The 19,192-nt window shown below is 66.1% G+C and carries 20 protein-coding genes and 1 pseudogene; 12 read left to right on the forward strand and 9 right to left on the reverse strand.

Annotated elements, in window-relative coordinates:
• The 4 genes from IFT58_RS17025 to IFT58_RS17040 all read left to right on the forward strand — a co-directional run.
• Positions 1–534, forward strand: a 534-nt coding sequence (locus tag IFT58_RS17025) for an RHS repeat-associated core domain-containing protein (protein WP_342029583.1), incomplete at its 5' end; no start/stop codon positions are given.
• Positions 531–854 (forward strand): hypothetical protein, encoded by a 324-nt coding sequence (locus tag IFT58_RS17030; RefSeq protein ID WP_192096284.1) that lies wholly within the window; start codon positions 531–533, stop codon positions 852–854. The genes IFT58_RS17025 and IFT58_RS17030, both read left to right, overlap by 4 nt.
• Positions 855–1,442: 588 nt before the next feature.
• Positions 1,443–1,883, forward strand: coding sequence for a hypothetical protein (locus IFT58_RS17035; RefSeq protein WP_192096286.1), 441 nt, complete (start codon positions 1,443–1,445; stop codon positions 1,881–1,883).
• A 144-nt stretch (positions 1,884–2,027) separates the two neighbouring features.
• On the forward strand, positions 2,028–3,113 hold the full coding sequence (locus IFT58_RS17040) for an NAD(P) transhydrogenase subunit alpha (protein WP_192080857.1): 1,086 nt from the start codon (positions 2,028–2,030) through the stop codon (positions 3,111–3,113).
• A gap of 436 nt (positions 3,114–3,549) precedes the next feature.
• On the opposite strand, the gene IFT58_RS17045 is transcribed toward IFT58_RS17040, so the two are convergent.
• The 3 genes from IFT58_RS17045 to IFT58_RS17055 are packed head-to-tail and all read right to left on the reverse strand — an operon-like array spanning position 3,550 to position 4,863.
• Entirely contained in the window at positions 3,550–3,936 is a 387-nt protein-coding gene (locus tag IFT58_RS17045; protein WP_249405092.1) for a DUF3106 domain-containing protein, read from the reverse strand.
• A gap of 46 nt (positions 3,937–3,982) precedes the next feature.
• Positions 3,983–4,303, reverse strand: coding sequence for a hypothetical protein (locus IFT58_RS17050; RefSeq protein ID WP_192080859.1), 321 nt, complete (start codon positions 4,301–4,303; stop codon positions 3,983–3,985).
• Positions 4,300–4,863: an RNA polymerase sigma factor gene (locus IFT58_RS17055; RefSeq protein WP_192080860.1), complete on the reverse strand. Its 564-nt coding sequence runs from the start codon at positions 4,861–4,863 to the stop codon at positions 4,300–4,302. Before IFT58_RS17055 ends, IFT58_RS17050 begins: the two co-directional genes overlap by 4 nt.
• A 108-nt stretch (positions 4,864–4,971) precedes the next feature.
• Here IFT58_RS17055 and IFT58_RS17060 point away from each other — a divergent pair, with 108 nt between their 5' ends.
• Positions 4,972–5,292: an NAD(P) transhydrogenase subunit alpha gene (locus tag IFT58_RS17060; RefSeq protein WP_188324987.1), complete on the forward strand. Its 321-nt coding sequence runs from the start codon at positions 4,972–4,974 to the stop codon at positions 5,290–5,292.
• Positions 5,289–6,749 (forward strand): NAD(P)(+) transhydrogenase (Re/Si-specific) subunit beta, encoded by a 1,461-nt coding sequence (locus tag IFT58_RS17065; protein WP_192080861.1) that lies wholly within the window; start codon positions 5,289–5,291, stop codon positions 6,747–6,749. The genes IFT58_RS17060 and IFT58_RS17065 overlap by 4 nt, the downstream gene beginning before the upstream one ends.
• A 332-nt stretch (positions 6,750–7,081) precedes the next feature.
• Here the strand turns inward: IFT58_RS17065 and IFT58_RS17070 are convergent, their stop codons facing one another.
• Positions 7,082–7,513, reverse strand: coding sequence for a hypothetical protein (locus IFT58_RS17070; protein WP_192080862.1), 432 nt, complete (start codon positions 7,511–7,513; stop codon positions 7,082–7,084).
• Positions 7,514–7,634: 121 nt separating this feature from the next.
• Between IFT58_RS17070 and sufT the strand changes: the two genes are divergently transcribed.
• The 4 genes and pseudogenes from sufT to IFT58_RS17090 form a co-directional block, all read left to right on the forward strand.
• Positions 7,635–8,186 (forward strand): putative Fe-S cluster assembly protein SufT, encoded by a 552-nt coding sequence (gene sufT / locus IFT58_RS17075; RefSeq protein ID WP_188324984.1) that lies wholly within the window; start codon positions 7,635–7,637, stop codon positions 8,184–8,186.
• Positions 8,187–8,252: 66 nt separating this feature from the next.
• Positions 8,253–9,347 carry a branched-chain amino acid aminotransferase gene (locus IFT58_RS17080; RefSeq protein ID WP_192080863.1) on the forward strand — a complete coding sequence of 365 codons (1,095 nt, stop codon included), beginning with the start codon at positions 8,253–8,255 and terminating at the stop codon, positions 9,345–9,347.
• Between the two features lie 423 nt (positions 9,348–9,770).
• Positions 9,771–11,522 carry a S8 family peptidase gene (locus tag IFT58_RS17085; RefSeq protein WP_192080864.1) on the forward strand — a complete coding sequence of 584 codons (1,752 nt, stop codon included), beginning with the start codon at positions 9,771–9,773 and terminating at the stop codon, positions 11,520–11,522.
• Between the two features lie 178 nt (positions 11,523–11,700).
• A pseudogene (locus IFT58_RS17090) lies at positions 11,701–13,065 on the forward strand (S8 family peptidase); the annotation flags it as partial.
• 103 nt (positions 13,066–13,168) lie between these two features.
• Here the strand turns inward: IFT58_RS17090 and IFT58_RS17095 are convergent.
• From IFT58_RS17095 to wrbA, 3 genes are all read right to left on the reverse strand, one after another.
• The gene (locus IFT58_RS17095) at positions 13,169–13,654 is read right to left on the reverse strand and encodes an asparaginase domain-containing protein (RefSeq protein WP_188327360.1); all 486 of its coding nucleotides are present in this window, start codon (positions 13,652–13,654) and stop codon (positions 13,169–13,171) included.
• Positions 13,655–13,730: 76 nt separating this feature from the next.
• Complete coding sequence (locus IFT58_RS17100) at positions 13,731–14,072, reverse strand: DUF2069 domain-containing protein (protein ID WP_192081048.1); 342 nt, start codon at positions 14,070–14,072, stop codon at positions 13,731–13,733.
• Complete coding sequence (gene wrbA / locus IFT58_RS17105; protein ID WP_192096320.1) at positions 14,072–14,662, reverse strand: NAD(P)H:quinone oxidoreductase; 591 nt, start codon at positions 14,660–14,662, stop codon at positions 14,072–14,074. Before wrbA ends, IFT58_RS17100 begins: the two co-directional genes overlap by 1 nt.
• A 77-nt stretch (positions 14,663–14,739) precedes the next feature.
• Here wrbA and IFT58_RS17110 point away from each other — a divergent pair, with 77 nt between their 5' ends.
• Both IFT58_RS17110 and IFT58_RS17115 read left to right on the forward strand, forming a co-directional pair.
• Positions 14,740–16,011 carry a YihY family inner membrane protein gene (locus IFT58_RS17110; RefSeq protein WP_188324979.1) on the forward strand — a complete coding sequence of 424 codons (1,272 nt, stop codon included), beginning with the start codon at positions 14,740–14,742 and terminating at the stop codon, positions 16,009–16,011.
• A complete protein-coding gene (locus tag IFT58_RS17115; RefSeq protein WP_192080866.1) occupies positions 16,008–16,604 on the forward strand; it encodes a TlpA disulfide reductase family protein in 597 nt (198 codons plus the stop codon). Before IFT58_RS17110 ends, IFT58_RS17115 begins: the two co-directional genes overlap by 4 nt.
• A 59-nt stretch (positions 16,605–16,663) precedes the next feature.
• Here the strand turns inward: IFT58_RS17115 and ppk2 are convergent, their stop codons facing one another.
• Complete coding sequence (gene ppk2, locus IFT58_RS17120; RefSeq protein ID WP_192096290.1) at positions 16,664–17,437, reverse strand: polyphosphate kinase 2; 774 nt, start codon at positions 17,435–17,437, stop codon at positions 16,664–16,666.
• 47 nt (positions 17,438–17,484) lie between these two features.
• Positions 17,485–19,191 carry a tetratricopeptide repeat protein gene (locus tag IFT58_RS17125; RefSeq protein ID WP_192096292.1) on the reverse strand — a complete coding sequence of 569 codons (1,707 nt, stop codon included), beginning with the start codon at positions 19,189–19,191 and terminating at the stop codon, positions 17,485–17,487.
• Position 19,192: the final 1 nt, after the last annotated feature.

Below are 19,192 nucleotides of genomic sequence, written 5' to 3' on the forward strand. Positions count from 1 at the left end.
CAGCGGGATTATGATGCGGGGGTGGGGCGGTATGTGCAGAGTGATCCAATCGGGTTGGAAGGGGGGACGAATACGTATGGCTACGTCGCTGGAAGCCCGCTCGGGGCAATTGACTCCCTTGGACTGAAGACATGCCTGCTGACGACAGTCGGACATGGCGGTATTCGAGATCACGCAGCGGTCTACACGTCGCGCGGCGATGGTTCAGGCGGTCCTGCCCTATACGATCCTGCGGGAGCATATGGTGCCGCAACCGGGGGCGGAAGCGGTGGGATCGTCACCGGTGATGCTGCAAATATCGTGCAGTTTAGCAAGTTTCATGATGGGCAGAAGGTGGAGTCTTCTTGCAAAAGTACATCGCAAGCAGAAGAGGAGAATGTAATCTCCAACGCCATGGACCTTCCTTCTGCCGGCCCATTCGAATGCGCAATTATGTCGTCTTCCGCTTTGAGTGGGAATCCGTCGTTCCCTTATGTGGAGGCGGGAACATTCTTCCCAGGTAATTTGCTTAGGCAGCTGTTGAGGACTAAATGAGCGTACTCGTCTACGTCATGGGGTTTATAGGGTTGTTCGCGACAGGGGCGATCCCGCTGAGATCGTGGTTCGTCACTAAGGGGGCCGTGAACGAGGGGAGGCGCATTTACCTCTTCCTTGCGGTAATAATCGTCATCGCAGCTTTAGCTATAGATGTGGTTACCATTTCTAGAATTTTCATCTGCCTTACTCAGCCGTATTGCGGGCCTGGTGTGGCGAGTGGATGGATCTATCTGGCAATTCTGGGGTCGGCGTACATTTTGTTTGAGGTTGCAATATTGGTTTTGAAAACCGCGTTGCCGCCGAAGCCGCGTGGCTGACTACGTCGGGAGGTTGAATAAAATCCTTCAAGACGGCGTGTACTGGGGTCGAGATATGAAGCTGGCGATTTTGAGCTTGGCTTTGGCTGCCTTCGCCTTCGCCGTAGGCCTCCTTTTCATGTATAGCCACGCGGGGGTCGATGATAAATCCATCTACGCAGATATCCAGTCTGCGGAGGTCAATGGGCGGGGGATGGTTGGCACGGTTCTGTACCGCACCTCCAATGGACGTCGGGTTGCTGGTGTTGAGACTCGTGAAGGGAGCAGGGTGTAGATCTATCTGGGTGGTGTCGGTAAAGGTGGTGGACTATTGTCCGTTCCTGACATCAGGCGCTTTGTCGTGGAGTGCAGGCTCATTCGGGAGTTGATGCTCAGCCATCCTGTGCATCCCACTGTCGCGTCAGCCCTCAAGAATTCATGCGTCGAATAAGTGGGGCGGCGTGGCAGCGGAGATGCTGGGCGAAAGCCTTGGACTTGTGCTGATTCAAGGAGGATGGTGTAGATGTGCAACTTACAGGAGCAGGGAATGCGGAAGGCACAGGAATGCCTCAAGTCGGTTCGTACTTGCAGAAGAAAGGCGGGCGCGCGATGAAGTCGATGCTCAGCTCTCTCTTCTCGCGTCTGACTCCTCTATCCGAGCTGGAGCGATTGATTCTCGAAGAGGCGAAAGCGTGCCTGAGTCCCGAAACCGCTGTGCTGTGGCAGCGTCAGGTTGATGAAATAAACGATGTCCAGCGTGCAGTAGGGGGTGGCGGTATCGCGCTCCGACGAACACTGCGTGGAAAGCCGGTCTTCAATGAATCCATCGCATTCCCCAATAAAGCCGCCGCGCTGCACGTGGCAACGGTGGTGCTTCAGGTGGACGGCGGTTTTGCGCCCGTGAATGCCTTCGTAAGCAGCTCCGAGGGGTTTCTTTCTTCGATCGTCTACGAGGGGAACGCGGCGTATCTCGAGCAATTGTCCAAGGCGAAGCAGGCGTTTGAGATCAGCGTTGAAGCGCACTGCATCAACGATCCAAGTGTTGTCTGAGGCAGAGGCACGGGGTGGCGGGGGATAGAAGAGCGGTGGAAGCCGCTGGAGCGTCTGCCGCTTCGCTCGCCGGGCGTGGCTCGGCGCTACCCCCACCCCGATGCGCGCGCTACCATCGGGATTCATTCTTCGGCGGGGAATCGCATGTCCGTAGCGTTGCTGGGCGTCAAGGAAACCGCAGCAGGCGAGCGGCGGGTCGCGCTCACGCCGGAGACAACCAAGAAACTCGTGGCCCGGGGCGCAACCGTCTGGTTCGAACCGGGTGCGGGGGTGGCGGCGGGATTCACCGATCAGGCGTATCTGGATGCGGGCGCGCTCAGCGTGGACGACAGCCGGTGGGCGGAAATCGATGTGCTGCTGTGCGTGCAGGCGCCGGACGCGACCAGGCTGCAGCGCCTGAAGTCCGGAGCCAGCGTGGTCGGTCTGTTGAATCCGGCACGCGATGCAGGTCTGGCGGATCTGGTGGCACAGCCCGGTCTGCACCTCTTCCCGCTGCAGCAGTTGCCACGCACGTCGCGCGCGCAATCGATGGATGTGTTGAGTTCGCAGGCGGGCATGGCCGGCTACAAGGCGGCGCTGATCGCAGCACAGCGCGCGCCGCGCTTCTTCCCGATGCTGACCACGGCCGCCGGCACGGTGCGCCCGGCGAAGGTGCTGGTGGTGGGGGCGGGCGTGGCGGGCCTGCAGGCGATTGCCACCGCGCGTCGGCTGGGGGCGCAGGTTGAAGGCTTCGACGTGCGGCCGGAGACGCGTGAGCAGATCCAGTCGCTGGGTGCACGTTTTCTGGATCTCGGGGTCAGTGCGGCGGGCGAGGGCGGTTACGCGCGTGCGCTGACCGATGAAGAACGCGCGCTGCAGCAGCAGCGCTTGGCCGACCATCTGCGTGGCGTGGATGTGGTGATCTGCACGGCGGCGGTGCCGGGACGGACGGCACCGGTGATCCTGAGTCAGGCAATGGTGGAAGGGATGGCCCCTGGCAGTGTGATCGTGGACCTGGCAGCGGAGAGCGGTGGCAACTGCGCGCTGACGGTGCCGGGTGAGTGCATCGAGCACGGAGGGGTGATGGTGGATGGGCCGCTGAACCTGGCCAGCCTTGGCGCCACGCATGCCAGTGAGATGTACGCGCGGAATGTGCTGAACTTCGTCAGCCTGTTCGTGCAGGAGGGTGAGGTCCGGTTTGATTGGGACGATGAGCTGCTGGCAAAGACGCGCTGGGTGGCGGCTGGCTGACGGCGCGGTGCCCGGGAGAGCAGCCGACTGAAGTCGGCTCTACCGAGCAGAGGCGAGCAGAGCCGAGCAGAGCCGGGCAGAGCAGAGCCGAGCCGAGCAGAGCCGAGCAGAGCCGAGCAGAGCAGAGCCGAGCCGAGCCGAGCCGGGCAGAGCAGAGCCGAGCCGAGCAGAGCAGAGCCGAGCCGAGCAGAGCCGAGCCGAGCCGAGCCGAGCAGAGCCGAGCCGAGCCGAGCCGAGCAGAGCCGAGCAGAGCAGAGCAGAGCCGAGCAGAGGCGAGCAGAGGCGAGCAGAGCCGGGCAGAGCCGGGCAGAGCAGCACCGGCCAGAGCCGAGCCGGGCAGGGCCGGGCAGATCAGAGCCGTGCGAGCCAAGCCAAGCCAGGCCAAGCCAGGCCAAGCCAAGCCAAGCCAAGCCAAGCTAGGACAGAACACGTCAGCTCAGTCGCGGTTGCGCGGGGGCGGCGGGTTGTCCCGCACCCATTGCTGGCGCTGGTCCTGGGTCATGCTGCCCCAACGGGTGCGCAGTTCGGCGCGCTGCTCGGGCGTCATGCCGCGCATCTTGCCGAACAGGGCGCGGGCCTGCTCGCGTTGCTGCGGACTCATGCCGTCGAAGCGACGCATGCCTTTGCGGGCCTGATCGCGCTGGTCGGGCGTCATCGCCTGCCAGCGTTGGCCGTGGTTGAGCATGCGTTGGCGCTGGTCGGGCGGAGCGCTGTTCCAGCGATCACGTAGCGGCGCCACCAGCGCATCGCGCTGGGCAGGGCTCAGCTGTTCCCATGCAGGTGGCGCAGTCTGCGCCGATACCGTCGCGCTGGCCGTCATCATCAGCAGGGCGGCGAGCAGGAAAGAAGGGGAGGGCATCTTCATCGGTTCACTCCATCGCCAGGTCGGTGTTGCCCAGCCACAGGTAGAGGTCGGGGTTTTCATCCAGTGCGCCGCCATCGCTTTCCAGCGCCGCCACCATCGGCGCAACCGTAGAGGAAGGCGCCTCACGCATCTGCAGGCTGAGGCCGATACCCAGCGCGGCGACCCCCGCGAATGCGGTGGCCATCCACCACGCGGGGCTGCGCCGCGACGGGGCCGTGGCGTGCCGTGCGCTGCGAAGGCGGGCCAACGTGGCAGGCGACAGCGCTTGCACGGCATGCTGGTGCAGCGCGTGCAACTGGTTGTCGGGGGGCAGGGTGCGGCTCACGTCGGGTTCTCCATCAGGATTCTCAGCGCGTCGCGGGCGCGCGCCAAGTGGGTTTTTACGGCGCCTTCGCTGCAGCCCATGGCGCGCGCGGTGGTAGCGCCGTCCAGATCCTGCAGCACGCGCAGCGTAAAGGCTTCACGCTGGCGGGCCGGCAACAGGCGCAGCGCCTGCACCAGCGCTTCGTACTGCGCGCGCTGCGCATGCACTTCGGCGGGGCCGGGCCCTTCGTCGGCCCAATCCACCGGCTCGCCTTGGCTATCCACGTTGTCGCGCCAGAACGGCAGGCGGAAGCGGCGCCGGCGCTGCATGTCGATCACGCGGCGACGCAGGATGCTCCAGAACAGCGGTGGCCATTCGGCGGCCGGCCTGTCGCGGTAGTCCAGCATGCGCATGAGGCTGTCCTGCACCGCGTCCAGGGCATCTTCGCGCTGGCGCAGGCCGGCCTCGGCGAAGCGGAACGCACGCGGCCCCACACTGGCCAGGAAAGCGTCCAGCGAAGCAGGTGGCGCAGCAGCGGTGGCAGCAAGCGGACTCACCAGCACAGGGTACGGGTCCTTCATGGGGCGTACCAAGAACAACGCGCGGGCAGCGGCAAGGTTGACCGCAGGCCGCACGCGGTTCAGCGCGTGGTTATGATGGGGCTACATCACAGAGCGGGAGCGTTGCCGGTGAGTGACGGATTCGTAGCGCTGTACATCTTCATGCTGGCGGCCATCGCCGGCCACGTCATCATCTCGCGGGTGCCGGTGATCCTGCATACGCCGTTGATGTCCGGGTCGAACTTCATCCACGGCATCGTGTTGATCGGTGCGATGGTGGTGCTGGGGCATGCCCAGACGCCGCTGGAGAAGATCCTCGGTTTCCTGGCGGTCGTGCTGGGTGCCGGCAATGCGGCCGGCGGCTATGTGGTCACCGCGCGCATGCTGGAAATGTTCAAGCCGAGCGTCAAGCCGGCCGACACCGACGCCAGCAAGGAGTCGCAGTCGTGAACATCAGTACCCCTGAGCTGCTCGACTGGCTGGTCAAGGCCAGCTACCTCGTCGCTGCCACCCTGTTCCTGCTCGGCCTGCAGCGCATGGCATCGCCGGTGACCGCGCGCAGCGGCATCCGCTGGGCGGGCGTGGGCATGCTGCTGGCCACGGTCGCGACGTTCTTCCTGCCCGAGCTGCACAACATCCCGCTGATCCTGGTTGCGCTGGCGTTGGGGGGCGGGCTGGCGTGGTGGTCGGCTGGCAAGGTCGCCATCACCGACATGCCGCAGATGGTGGCGCTGTACAACGGCATGGGCGGTGGCTCGGCCGCGGCCATCGGCGCGGTGGAGCTGCTGCGCTGGTCAGCGCTGGCCAACCGCGATACCACGCACTGGAGCGCGCAGGCGCTGGCCGATCTGGCCGCGCGCCAGCCGTCGGCAATGGTCATCGCCTTGGCGGTGACCGGTGCGGCGATCGGCGCGGTGTCGCTGTCCGGTTCAGTGATTGCCTGGGCGAAGCTGGACGGTCGCCTGGACAAGCGGGTCACCTGGCCGGGGCAGCAGGCGCTGAACCTGATCGTGGCGCTGGCCGTGGTGATCCTGGGCATCGTGGCAGCGACCACGCTGAGCAGCTGGGCGATCGTGGCCTTCTTCGTGCTGGCGCTCGCACTGGGCGTTCTGATGACGCTGCCGATCGGCGGCGCGGACATGCCGGTGGTGATCTCGCTGTACAACGCGTTCACCGGCCTGGCGGTGTCCTTTGAAGGGTATGTGCTGGGCAACGAAGCCCTGATCATTGCGGGCATGATGGTCGGCGCGGCCGGCATCCTGCTGACGCGGTTGATGGCCAAGGCCATGAACCGGCCGATCAGCAACGTGCTGTTCTCCAACTTCGGCGGCAACGCCGGGGGTGAGGCGCAGGAAATCACCGGCGCGCAGAAGCCGATCGATGCATCGGACGTGGCGGCGATGATGGCCTATGCCGAACGGGTGGTGGTGGTGCCGGGGTATGGCATGGCGGTGGCGCAGGCCCAGCACAAGATCTGGGAACTGGCGCAGCGGCTGATCGCACGCGGCGTGAAAGTGAAATTCGCCATTCATCCCGTCGCTGGCCGCATGCCCGGCCACATGAACGTGCTGCTGGCCGAAGCCGGTGTGCCGTACGACCTGATCGCGGACATGGATGACATCAATCCCGAGTTCCCCAACACCGATGTGGTGCTGGTGATCGGCGCCAACGACGTGGTGAACCCGGTGGCGCGCACCGATCCGGCAAGCCCGATCTACGGCATGCCGATCCTGGACGTGGTGAACGCGCGCAACGTGGTGGTGATCAAACGCGGCCGTGGGACGGGGTTTGCGGGGATCGAGAATGCGCTGTTCTATGCGGACAACACGCGGATGCTGTACGGCGATGGCGCAGCGGCGGCGAGCAGCCTGGTCAGCGAATTGAAGGCGCTGGATGGCGGGCACTAAGGGCCCGGAACCGCCCGGCGGTCAGCAAGTCCGGTAGCGCCGAGCCGTGCTCGGCGGAACGTGTCCGGTAGCCGTGATGAAGAGCCGCCGAGCGTGGCTCGGCGCTACGGAAGCGCGCAGCATGCAGATACCGCCCGGCGGTCAGCAAGTCCGGTAGCGCCGAGCCGTGCTCGGCGGAACGTGTCCGGTAGCCGTGATGAAGAGCCGCCGAGCGTGGCTCGGCGCTACGGAAGCGCACCGCGCGCAGATGCCGCCCGGCGGTCAGCAAGACCGGTAGCGCCGAGCCGTGCTCGGCGGAACGTGTCCGGTAGCCGGGGAAAACCGCCCCCGCGTCAGCGGCGGCCGCGCGCGCCCAGCCAGGCGCCGAGCAGCATCGCGACCGGCAGCCACGCCCAGTCCATCACCTCGTTGGCCAGGGTGATCAGGGTCCAGGCCAGGTGAGGTCCCATCCGCAGGGCGGACGCTACCGGTGCCAGGCCCATCGAGCCGCCCAGCCAGGCGCTGGCGATGCACCACCACGCCAATGCAGTCACCAGCAGCGTGCCGACGGTCACCAGGACGGCGCGCAACGCGCCGCCGCGCAGCGTGCCCAGCTGCAACATGAACACCAGGTCCAAGGCGACCAACACGGCCATCCAGCCCATCTGGCGGCCGGTCAACAGGGCCAGGAACACCCAGGCCAGCAGGGCGGTGCCGGCCCCGAGCAGATACATCAGGGGCCAGAGCCAGGTTACGGTCCTGGTGCGTACAGCAGCAGAGTGCATGCGGATTTCCCGTTGGTAGCCAACAGGATACTGGGTTTGCCGCAGTGCACGGGCGGGCGCCGGGCCGCTGGGCTAAAATGTCGGCTTGCGCGGCACGTCCGCAGCCCCCACATCGAGCCTCATGTACTCCCGCAGCAGTGAACCAGTCCACTTCGAACGCGACTGCGAGGCCGTCATGGTCCCGCAGGGCGAAACGGTGACCCTGCCCGCCGGCAGCTATGGCTACATCACCCAGGCCTTGGGTGGCAGCTATACGGTGTTCGTCGAAGGCAATCTTTTCCGCATCGCCGGCAAGGATGGCGATGCCATCGGCAAGGAAGCCCCCGCTCCGCTGGAGCTGCCTGACGACGCCAGCGATGAACAGGTCGAACAGCTGGTGTGGCAGCAGCTGCGCACCTGCTTCGATCCGGAGATCCCGTTCAACATCGTGGATCTGGGTCTGGTCTACGAAGTGGACCTGAAGCATCTGGACGACGGCCGCCGCGAGGTGGACGTCAAGATGACCCTGACCGCACCCGGCTGCGGCATGGGCGACATCCTGGTCGATGACGTGCGCAGCAAGCTGGAAATCATTCCGACCGTGGCGCAGGCCGACGTGGAGCTGGTGTTCGACCCGCCATGGGGCCGCCACATGATGTCCGAGTCGGCGCGTCTGGAAACCGGCATGCTCTGACCCGACCGTACCCCGCCCGCGTGGTGGAATCCCGGCAACAACCGCAACCAGAACAGGAAACATCCGGTGTCCCAGTCCAACCTCAGCTTCGACGTCACCCGCTCGGCCCACCCGCGCAGCGCCGATGAGCGCGCCGCCATCCTGGAAAAGCCGGGCTTCGGCCTGCACTTCACCGACCACATGGTGGAAGTGCGCTGGGACAAGGACACCGGCTGGCACAACGCCAACGTGCGCCCGTACGGTCCGCTGCTGCTGGATCCGGCTGCCGCCGTGCTGCATTACGGTCAGGAGATCTTCGAGGGCATCAAGGCGTACCGCCATGCCGACGGCTCGGTGTGGACCTTCCGCCCCGACGCCAATGGTCGCCGCCTGCAGCGCTCGGCGCAGCGCTTGGCGCTGCCGGAGCTGCCGGTCGACATCTTCGTTGAATCGCTGAAACAGCTGGTGGCGCTGGACAAGGACTGGGTGCCGTCGGCGGACGAATCCAGCCTGTACTTCCGTCCGTTCATGATCGGCGACGAGGCCTTCCTCGGCGTGCGCGGTGCACACAAGGCCGGCTACTACGTGATTGCCAGCCCGGCCGGCCCGTACTTCGCCAAGGGTGTGGCACCGGTAGCCATCTGGTTGTCCACCGAGTACGCGCGTGCGGCCAAGGGCGGCACCGGCGCCGCCAAGTGCGGCGGCAACTACGCCGCTTCGCTGCTGCCGCAGCAGAAGGCGCAGGCACAGGGTTGTTCGCAGGTGCTGTTCCTGGACCCGACCGAAGGCAAGTACCTGGAAGAGCTGGGCGGCATGAACGTCTTCCTGGTCTACAAGGACGGCACCCTGGTGACCCCGCAGCTGTCGGGCAGCATCCTGGAAGGCATTACCCGCGAAAGCATCCTGCAGCTGGCGCGCGACCGTGGCATGAAGGTCGTGGAGCGCAAGGTCAGCATCGACGAGTGGAAGCAGGGCGTGGCCTCTGGTGAGATCACCGAGGTGTTCGCCTGCGGTACCGCTGCGGTGGTGACGCCGATCGGCCAGTTGAAGGGCGAAGGCTTCGAAGTGGGCGACATCACCGCACCGGCCGGTGAAGTGACGCTGTCACTTCGCAAAGAGCTGACCGACATCCAGTACGGTCGCTTGCCGGACCGCCATGGCTGGTTGGTCAAGCTGGCCTGATGGACTGACGGGACCCGTTCGCCGAGCATGGCTCGGCGCGACCGGTACCGCGCGCCGCCACGGTAGCGCCGAGCCACGCTCGGCGGCCTGCATCCGAAAGCCCGTTTACGCAACGGGCTTTTTGTTGTCCGCAAGGTCACGGCGGGGCAGGCCAAGGACAGTCCACGACTGTTAACTACAGGTGAAATTTCCTTCACCTTTACAAATTTTACACACCAAAAGTCTCATTTCAGACATTTCATGTCCCTGAAGTGGGGCTGAAACATTGTCGTGAATGGCTCGGAACGACTAGTTTCGAGACGTGGGCAGTGCACGGGGGGCTGCCCGCCCCGGTCATCGGTTCCCGCCATTGTGGTACAGCCTGCGGACCTGACCGGCCATCGCCGAATCCGGCATCCATGCCAGAACAGAAAAGGAAATCCGATGTCCCAGGTTTCGCAACCGCGTTTGCGTCAGCGTGCATTGGTCGTGATGGGAGTGTCCGTGCTTGGCTCCCTGCTCCTCGTCACCCCGGCCTTCGCCGGCGATGTCCATCTCAGCGGGCTGGCCTCCGCCCCCAGCCATAAGCAGTTCATCGTGAAATATCGCGAGGGCAGCGCGCCGCTGGCTACGCGCACCGCGCTGGCCACCTCGCTCAAGACGGCGGCCACTGGCCTGAATGTCAGCCAGGGCCGGGCGCTGGGGCTGCAGGAAGTGCGTCGATTGGCCATCGGCCCAACCGTCGTGCGTGCCGATCAGGCACTGGATGCCGCGCAGGCTGAGCTGCTGATGCGCAAGCTTGCCGCCGACCCCAACGTGGAATACGTGGAAGTCGACCAGATCATGCGCCCGACGCTGGTGCCCAACGATGCGCGGCTCGGCGAGCAGTGGGGCTTCGGCACCTCCAATGCCTCCATCAACGTGCGCCCAGCCTGGGACAAGGCCACCGGCACCGGGGTGGTCGTGGCGGTGATCGATACCGGCATCACCAACCATCCGGACCTCAATGCCAACATCCTGCCCGGCTATGACTTCATCAGCGATGCGGCGATGGCGCGCGACGGCGGCGGCCGCGACAGCAACGCCAACGATGAGGGTGACTGGTACGCGGCCAATGAGTGCGGCGCGGGCTACCCGGCCTCCAATTCAAGCTGGCATGGCACCCACGTGGCCGGCACCGTTGCGGCGGTGACCAACAACAGCACCGGGGTGGCAGGCACGGCCTTCAATGCGAAGGTGGTTCCGGTGCGTGTGCTGGGCAAGTGCGGCGGCTACACCTCCGATATCGCCGATGCCATTGTCTGGGCCTCGGGCGGTACCGTCAGCGGGGTGCCGGCCAACGCCAACCCGGCAGAAGTGATCAATATGTCACTCGGCGGGGGCGGCAGCTGCTCCACGACATACCAGAACGCGATCAACGGCGCTGTCGGTCGGGGCACCACGGTGGTGGTTGCTGCAGGCAACGACGCCGTCAACGTCTCTTCGGCGGTGCCGGCGAACTGCGCCAACGTGATCGCGGTGGCCGCGACCACCAGCACCGGCGCGAAGGCCAGCTTCTCCAACTTTGGTGCCGGCATCGATATTTCCGCGCCGGGCCAAGGCATCCTGTCCACGCTCAATACCGGCACCACCGTGCCGGCCAGCCCCACCTACGCGTCGTATAACGGCACGTCGATGGCGGCCCCGCACGTGGCCGGCGTGGTCGCGCTGATGCAGTCCGTCGCCCCGACGCCGCTGTCGCCGGCGCAGGTGGAAACCATCATCAAAAACACCGCGCGTGCGTTGCCCGGCGCCTGCTCCGGCGGCTGCGGCGCAGGCATCATCAACGCCGATGCGGCGGTCACCGCTGCACTGGGTGGCGGTGGCGGCAATCCGAATCCGGGCACCGGCACCGTGCTGCAGAACAACGTGGCGGTGAGCAGTCTGTCGGCCGCATCGGGCGCAGCACTGAACTACACCGTGACCGTGCCCAGCGGTGCCACGCAGTTGCGGGTGGCGATCAGTGGCGGCAGCGGCGATGCGGATCTGTACGTCCGCCAAGGCAGTGCGCCGACCGACACCGTGTACACCTGCCGGCCGTACCTGAGCGGCAACAATGAAACCTGCACCATCAACAGCCCCGCAGCCGGGACTTGGCATGTGCGGATCAAGGCCTACAGCACCTTCTCCGGGCTGACGGTGCGCGCGCAGTACTGATCCGTTCCTGTCTGGAAAAAACGTCGTTGACGCCCCGGCCTGTCCGGGGCGTTTTTTGTGGGTGGCACGACATCGGAGGGGGCATGGCGCCATGCCCCTGTGGGCCGACGCGCAGAAGCCTGATATCCGCTGCAGGCGTGCGGGCAGAGCATGGAGACCCACCCAACAACGACGGAACATGACCATGAAACTACCTTCCAAGAAAACGGTGCTGTCCCTTGTCATCTCAAGCCTGCTGGCGGCTGCGTGCAGCGCATCGGCCGTTGCTGGCGATGTGGATACAAGCGGCCTGGAGCAGCCGGAGCCTCAACAGCAGTTCATCGTCCACCTGCGCGGAGGACGTTCACTGCAGCACAGTGAAAGCACGATGCAGGCGGCACTGGACCGTGCCGGATCGCGCCTGCACGTGGGAACCGGCGACATGCGGGTGCTGCGGCAGATGGCCGCCGGGCCCATGGTGGTGCGTGCCGAGCGGGCAATGGACCGTGCCGAGGCCGGCGCATGGATGGCGGCGCTGGCCAGTGATCCCGACGTGGATCATGTGCAGGTCGACCGCATCCTGCAGCCCGCGCTGGATCCCAATGATGTGCGTCTGAACGAGCAGTGGGGGTTTTCCAACAGCAACGCATCACTCAACGTCCGCCAGGCCTGGGACAAAGCGACCGGCGCCGGGCAGGTGGTGGCGATCATCGATACCGGACGTACCCGACATCCGGAGCTGGACGCCAATACGCTCCCCGGATACGACTTCATCAGCAGCGCGAGCATGGCAGGCGACGGCAATGGCCGCGACGACAACCCGGATGACGTCGGCGACAGTCAGTCGGGCTCGTCCTCCAGCTGGCATGGAACCCATGTCGCCGGCACCGTGGCCGCGGCCACCAACAACGGGCAAGGCGTCGCCGGAACGGCGTTCGACGCCAAGCTGGTGCACGTCCGCGTCCTCGGCAAGGGCGGCGGGTACACGTCGGACATCGCCGATGGCATGGTCTGGGCCGCAGGGGGCACCGTCAATGGCGTTCCGCGCAATGCAAACCCCGCCAAGGTGTTGAACCTGTCGCTGGGCGGGCAGGGGGCCTGCGATCGTGCTTGGCAGGCGGCCGTGGACGCCGCGATCCGGAACGGGGCAACCGTCGTTGTAGCGGCAGGAAACAGCAATGCGGACGTATCACGGTTCACTCCGGCCAGCTGCCGCGGCGTGGTGGCGGTAGCGGCCACGACCTCGCGTGGTGCCCGCGCCAGTTTCTCCAACTATGGCGCGGGGATCACCTTGGCGGCGCCCGGGGAGGGCATCCTCTCCACGCTCAATACCGGCACCACGACACCGGAGGGGCCGGGCTACGCGGTCTACAACGGCACCTCGATGGCAGCTCCGCACGTTGCCGGTGTGGTGGCGCTGATGCAATCGGCGGCTGATGGCAAGCTTACCCCTGACCAGGTCGTTGGCATTCTCAAGACGACGGCACGGCCGCTGCCGGGAGCCTGCAGTCAAGGCTGCGGTGCCGGTATCGCCAACGCGAAGGGTGCAGTAGACAGCGCGCTGGAAGCCGCTAGCCGCTAGCCGCTGAAGCGTTGCGGTGGGCTGTAGCGGTTGATGAGGGGGTGACGGACGCGATCCGTCACCGCCGTGCCTCTCCAGGAAAATCTCAGGCCGCTTCGAAGCGGTTTTCCGCCACGTTCTTGCGCACGCTCTGCGGATCCCAGATGCGGCCGTTCATCGCGATGTAGACGCCATGGGGCATGGACTGCACCGCGCCGATCGCGCAACCGATGTTGAACTCTGCGTCCGACCCGCGGAAGCGGGCCGGGCTCAGTGCACCGGTCATCACGATGGTCTTGTCCGCAATGGTGGCCAGGACCTTGCCGGTGGCCACCATGGAATCGGTGCCGTGGGTGACCAGCACGTGCCGGGTAGGCTGCGCGGCGATGGTCGCGCGGATCAGCTCGCGGTCGTCGTCGCTGATGTGCAGCGAGTCCTTGCGCAGGATCGGGATGACATTGAAGCGGAACGTCACGCCCAGCTCGCGCAGGATCATGCCGATCTGCGGATCGCCGATCTGGTAATCCGACTTGTCATCGAAATAGATCTTGTCGATCGTGCCACCGGTGGTGACGATCAGGAGGTCTTCCATCATGGGTAGGTCTTCGGCGCCTGGAACGGCAGTGCGGGAACAGGAAACAGGATGATACCGGGCGCGACGGGGCGCGTCAGGGACGGCGCCGACTGAACCGGGCACGCAGCCCCGGCAGGCTGGCGGCGAAGATGACCAGGAGTGAAAGCAGGATCGCGACCAGCGCCAGCACCCGGGTTTCGGGGTGGCTCCAGGCACTCATCACCCCATGGCTGAACCAGCCCAGGGCGAGTACGGACGACCAGAAGCCGGCCTTTCGCCACCCCAGGCGCAGGGCGATGGCCAATGCCAGCGGCGGGGCGGTGAACACCAATTGCGCCGCCAGCCAATGGCGGTCGTTGATGAACCAGCTGGCATACAGGGCGGCCAGGCCCATCAGCGCCAGCAGCAGGACGATGCGGGCCATCGAGGCGCCCATCAGGCCAGCCGCCGCGCGATATCGGCGACACGGCGCCCGAGCGCCCTGGCCAGGATCGCTTCATCCTCGCTGGGCTGCGGATCATCATTGCTGCCGGCCACATGGCTTGCACCGTAGGGCGTGCCGCCGGACGTGGTGTGGCTGAGTGCTGCTTCGGTGAAGGGTATGCCGACGATCAGGCAGCCATGGTGCAGCAGCGGCAACTGCATCGACAGCAAGGTGGATTCCTGCCCCCCGTGCATCGATGCCGTTGACGTGAACACACCGGCCGGCTTGCCGGCCAACGTCCCGTTGACCCACTCCGCGCCCAGCGTATCCAGGAAGTACTTCACTGGGGCGGCCATGTTGCCGAAGCGGGTAGGGCTGCCGAGCAGCAGGCCGTCGCATTCGACGAGGTCGGCGATGCTCACATAAGGGGCGCCCTCTTCGGGCACCGGCGGGCGCGCGGTCTCGGTCACCGGTGCCACGGCCGGTACCGTGCGCAGCCGCGCGCTCATGCCGGTGACCTCGCCGATGCCCCGCGCTATCTGCCGCGCCAGCCGTGCCACCGAACCGCCTCGGCTGTAGTAGAGCACCAGGATCTCGCCCATCATCGACCCGCTTTTTCGTTCAGGAGACGTCAGTATGGCTATCCTGCGCCCATCCTGCATCGGGTACCCTTGCGCCGATGGAACCCTTGAATACGCTCAACCTGTGGATGGAACGCGTTCGCGACCGTCCGCGTGCTGCAAGCTTCGGTCGCTTCCTGTGGCGTCGCTTCCTCGATGACCGCCTGTTCCAGGCCGCCGCTGCGCTGGCCTACACGACGGTGTTCGCGCTGGTGCCCTTGGCCATCGTCGTGTTCGGCGTGCTGTCGGCGTTCCCGGTCTTTGACCGCTGGAGCGATCAGCTCAGTGACTATGTGTTTTCCAACTTCGTGCCCAGTGCGGCACGTGCGGCGGAAGGCTACCTGCGCCAATTCAGCGCCAGTGCCGGACAGCTGACCGCGGCCGGCTTCATCGCGCTGGTCATTTCACTGTTGATCACCCTCAACAGTGTGGAAGAAACCTTCAACCAGATCTGGCGGGTGGGCTCAACGCGGCCGAAGCTGACGCGGTTCCTCGTCTATTGGACCGTGCTGACCCTGGGCGCCATGCTGGCCGCCGCATCGCTGGCGGTCTCGGCGCGGGTGTTCGCACTGCCCCTGTTCGGCACGCAGGAGGGGCGTTGGCTGGCCGATCTGTCGCTGACCCTGGCCCCGGTGTTGATCGAATTCGTCTGTATCACGCTGGTCTACCGGGTCGTGCCGCACCACACGGTCAAATGGCGCCATGCCGTGCCCGGTGCGATCCTCGCGGCGGTGCTGCTGGAAATAGTGAAGTGGGGCATTGGCGCCTATCTCGGCAGTTTCCAGTCCTATCAGAAGCTGTATGGCACCGTGGCCTTCGTGCCCATCCTGTTGTTGTGGATCTACCTGTGCTGGGTCGCCGTGCTGCTGGGTGCGTCGCTGGCCTCGTCGATGGCCGCCTTCCGCTACCAGCCAGCCGAGATGCGCTTGCCGCAGGGGTATGAGTTCTATGCGTTGCTGCGCCTGTTGGGCCGCTTCCAGCAGGCGCGTTCGCACGGGCGCGGGTTGGCCGACGATGACATCCTGCAGCACGAGCCGATGATGACCGACTCGCTGCTGCACCAGCTGTTGTGCGACATGGAGCGCATCGAGCTGGTCACCCGCGCCGAGAACGGAAACTGGATGCTGGCCCGCGACCTTGATCAGTTGACCCTTTCTGATCTGTACGAATCCACCCAGCTGCGCATTCCCGTGTCCGAGCAGCTGCTGCCCTACCGCCAGGACAGCCTGGGCAAGGCGGCGATGGCCGCGTTGGACGAACTGCGACTGCCGCTGCGTGAGAAACTCAAACGCCGCGTCAGCGACATCTATCCCCCCGGAGAGACCCGATGAAAGTAAACGTACTGGTCGTGGCCTGCGCCGCGCTGCTGCTGGGCGCCTGCAAGCCCGCCGCCGAGCCGGCATCCGATGCAGCGCCTGCCGCGTCTGCGCCGACCGCGCAGGAAACATCCGCCACGCCGCCCGATCCGGACGCGGCGCTGGGTGAAGGGGACGGGGCTGCGCCAGCCGAACGGGTCACCGCCGAGTTCCCCACGCTGAAGGTAAAGACCATCGACGGAGCGGACTACGACCTGGCCGCGCACCGCGGCAAGTGGGTGGTCGTCAACTTCTGGGCGACCTGGTGCGCGCCTTGCCGCAAGGAAATGCCGGAGCTGTCCGCGCTGCATGCGATGCGCAGCCAGATCGAGGTCGTGGGCCTGGCGTACGAAGAGATCGAGCCGGCCGACATGCAGGCCTTCCTGAAGACACGACCGGTGACCTATCCGATCGCCATTGTCGATCCGTACGCCCCGCCGGCCGACTTCGCCACGCCGCGTGGCCTGCCGCTGACCCACCTGATCGATCCGCAGGGCAAGCTGGCGCACTCCTTCGTGGGCCCGGTCACCGCCGCGGATATCGAAGCGCGCATCGCCGGCAAGTCCTGACATCCGGGACGCCCGGGGTCAGGTCCCTTCACGAGGAAGGGCCCTGACCGCATCGCGGTTCAGACCACCGGCGGGATCGGCTTCAACTCGCCGTAGTGCTCGCGATGCAGTTTGCCGTGCAAGGCTGGCAGGTCGGGCAGGGCCTCATCGAGGTGGGTGTCGGGCAGGCGGTCCAGCAGGTCGCGCACCAGGGTCAGCCGACCCGCGCGCTGGTCGTTGAAATCCACCAGTGTCCACGGCGCGTGCGTGCGATGGGTGGCCTGCAGCATGGCCTCACGGGCTTGGGTGTAGGCCTCGTACTTGTCGCGTGACTGCAGGTCCACCGGCGACAGTTTCCAGCCCTTCAGGGGGTCGAGGTGACGCTCGGCGAAGCGCTCCTCCTGCTGTGCCTGGTCGACGGCCAGCCAGTACTTGAACAGTACGATGCCATCGTCCACCAGCAGTTGCTCGAACACCGGTGCCTGTTGCAGGAACTGCCGGTATTGCGCGTCGCTGCAATAGCCCATCACGTGCTCGACGCCAGCGCGGTTGTACCAGCTGCGGTCCATCAGCACGATCTCACCCGCCGCAGGCAGATGGCTGGTGTAGCGCTGGAAATACCACTGCGTGGCTTCGCGGTCGGTTGGCTTCGGCAAAGCAACGACCCGGCATTGGCGCGGGTTGAGATGTTCGCTGATCGCCTGGATGGCGCCGCCCTTGCCCGCTGTATCGCGGCCTTCGAACAGCACCAGGACGCGCTGCCCGGTCACCTGGACCCAGCGGGCCATCGTCGCCAGTTCCAGTTGCATCGGTTCCAGCAGGGCGTTGTACGCCTTGCGCTTGAGCTTCGCCATCGGCGGCTCCGCAGTAGAGGGAAACCGTATTCTGCGCGCGTGCCGGTTCAGGCCGCGTGCGGACCCTGCCAGCCGTGGTCAGTGGCGAGCCCGCGGACGAAGATTGCAAAGTCCGCGGCGAACCCGGCCATGTCGAAGAGGCCGCTGGACGCACGGGCGGCTGCAAGTTCCGCGCGCACCGCGGCCAAGGCCATGGGATCGTTACCCAGGTGGCTTGCCACGCGGATGAAGGCATCATCGTCCGCCACATTCATGCCGGGCAGTCCAAGGTGGTGGTTGAGGCTGCCGGCCACGCGTGCGGCGAACGTATCGCCGGGGCAGGTCAGCACCGGGCAACCCGCCCACAGCGCATCGGAGGCGGTGGTGTGCGCGTTGTACGGGTGGGTGTCCAGGAACAGGTCGGCCAGTGCGAATCGGGCCAGGTACTGCGCGTGCGGCAGCTTCGGCATGAACACCAGGCGCGTCGGATCCAGGCCCTGCGCATGGGCTGCCGCACGCAGCCGCGCGTCGGCCTCGCCGGGCCCGGACAGCAGCCACAACACGCTGCCCGGCACCGCATGCAGTATGCGGAAGGCACGCGCCATGCTGCGTGGATTGAGCTTGTAACTGTTGTTGAAACAGCAGAACACCACGCCGTCCGGCGGCAGGCCACACGCACTGCGCGAGGGGGGCGGCGCCAGCGCGCGGGTCGTGTCCGATGGCTGGAACGCCCGTGGCAGGCGCAGTACGCGCTCGCTGAAGTCAGCTTCCATCGTCGCTGGCAGCACGAATTCGTCGGCCAGCACCACGTCCATCCAAGGGGCGCCGGACGTGCCCGGGAACGCCAGCCAGTTCACCTGCAGGGGCGCAGGGCGCATCGCCAGCACTTCCGGCGTGCCGCCGCCGCCCCAGCCGCGCAGGTCGAACAGCACGTCGATGCCCGCTGCCCGGATGCGCGCGGCGATATCGGCATGGCGCATGCCCGCAACGTCGTGCAGTTCAGTCGCCGTCGCCAGCCGACGACGGATCGGGCTGCCATCGTCGCGGTTGAGGGCGAACAGATGCACCTGCAGCGACGGATCGACGCGCAACTGCTCGAACAGCGCCACCGTCAGCAGGCCGGTCGGGTGCGCACCGAACCCATTGGACAGAAAGCCTACCTGCAACGGGCCCTGCTGCCTCGGCACAGCCGGCGCCATCGGGCGCACGGCAGCGCCGACATGCGCCGCGCGCAGGCGCGCGCAGGCCAGTTGCTCGGTCGCGCTGGCGTCTTCGCTGAGGAAGGCAAAAGGTTCAACCGCGCCGTGCCCGCGCGCCACCGCCTCGCGCACCTGGCGCGACAACACGTCGAGGTCCTGCCAGTCACACAGGCGGCGCTGCCAGGCCAGCCTCTGCGCGGCGATGTACGGTTCGTCCGGTTGCAGAGCGTGGGCGCGGCGATACGCGGCGGCAGCGCCTTCGGCATCGTCCGCATCTTCAAGGGCGTGGCCGAGCCACAGGGCAATACCGGGGTGCTGCGGCGCACGGGCCGAGGCTTCGCCCAGCAGGCGCGCCGCATCGGCATGGGCGCCGGCCATCCACGCCACGCGTCCCAGCCGTGCCAGCGCTTCAGGATGACCCGGACGCAGCTGCAGGGCCTGCCGTGCAGCGCGCTCGCCTGCCGCCAGGTCGCCCGCTTCCAGCTCGGCATCGGCCAGCATCACCCAGGCGATGAAATCGGTTGGTTGGCGGCGCACCGCCTGCTGCAACTGCTGCCGCTGGCTGCCTGCCTGCATC

It is taken from the genome of Stenotrophomonas sp. CFBP 13718 (genome assembly GCF_014842145.1).
In the GTDB taxonomy this organism is placed as follows: Bacteria; Pseudomonadota; Gammaproteobacteria; order Xanthomonadales; family Xanthomonadaceae; genus Stenotrophomonas.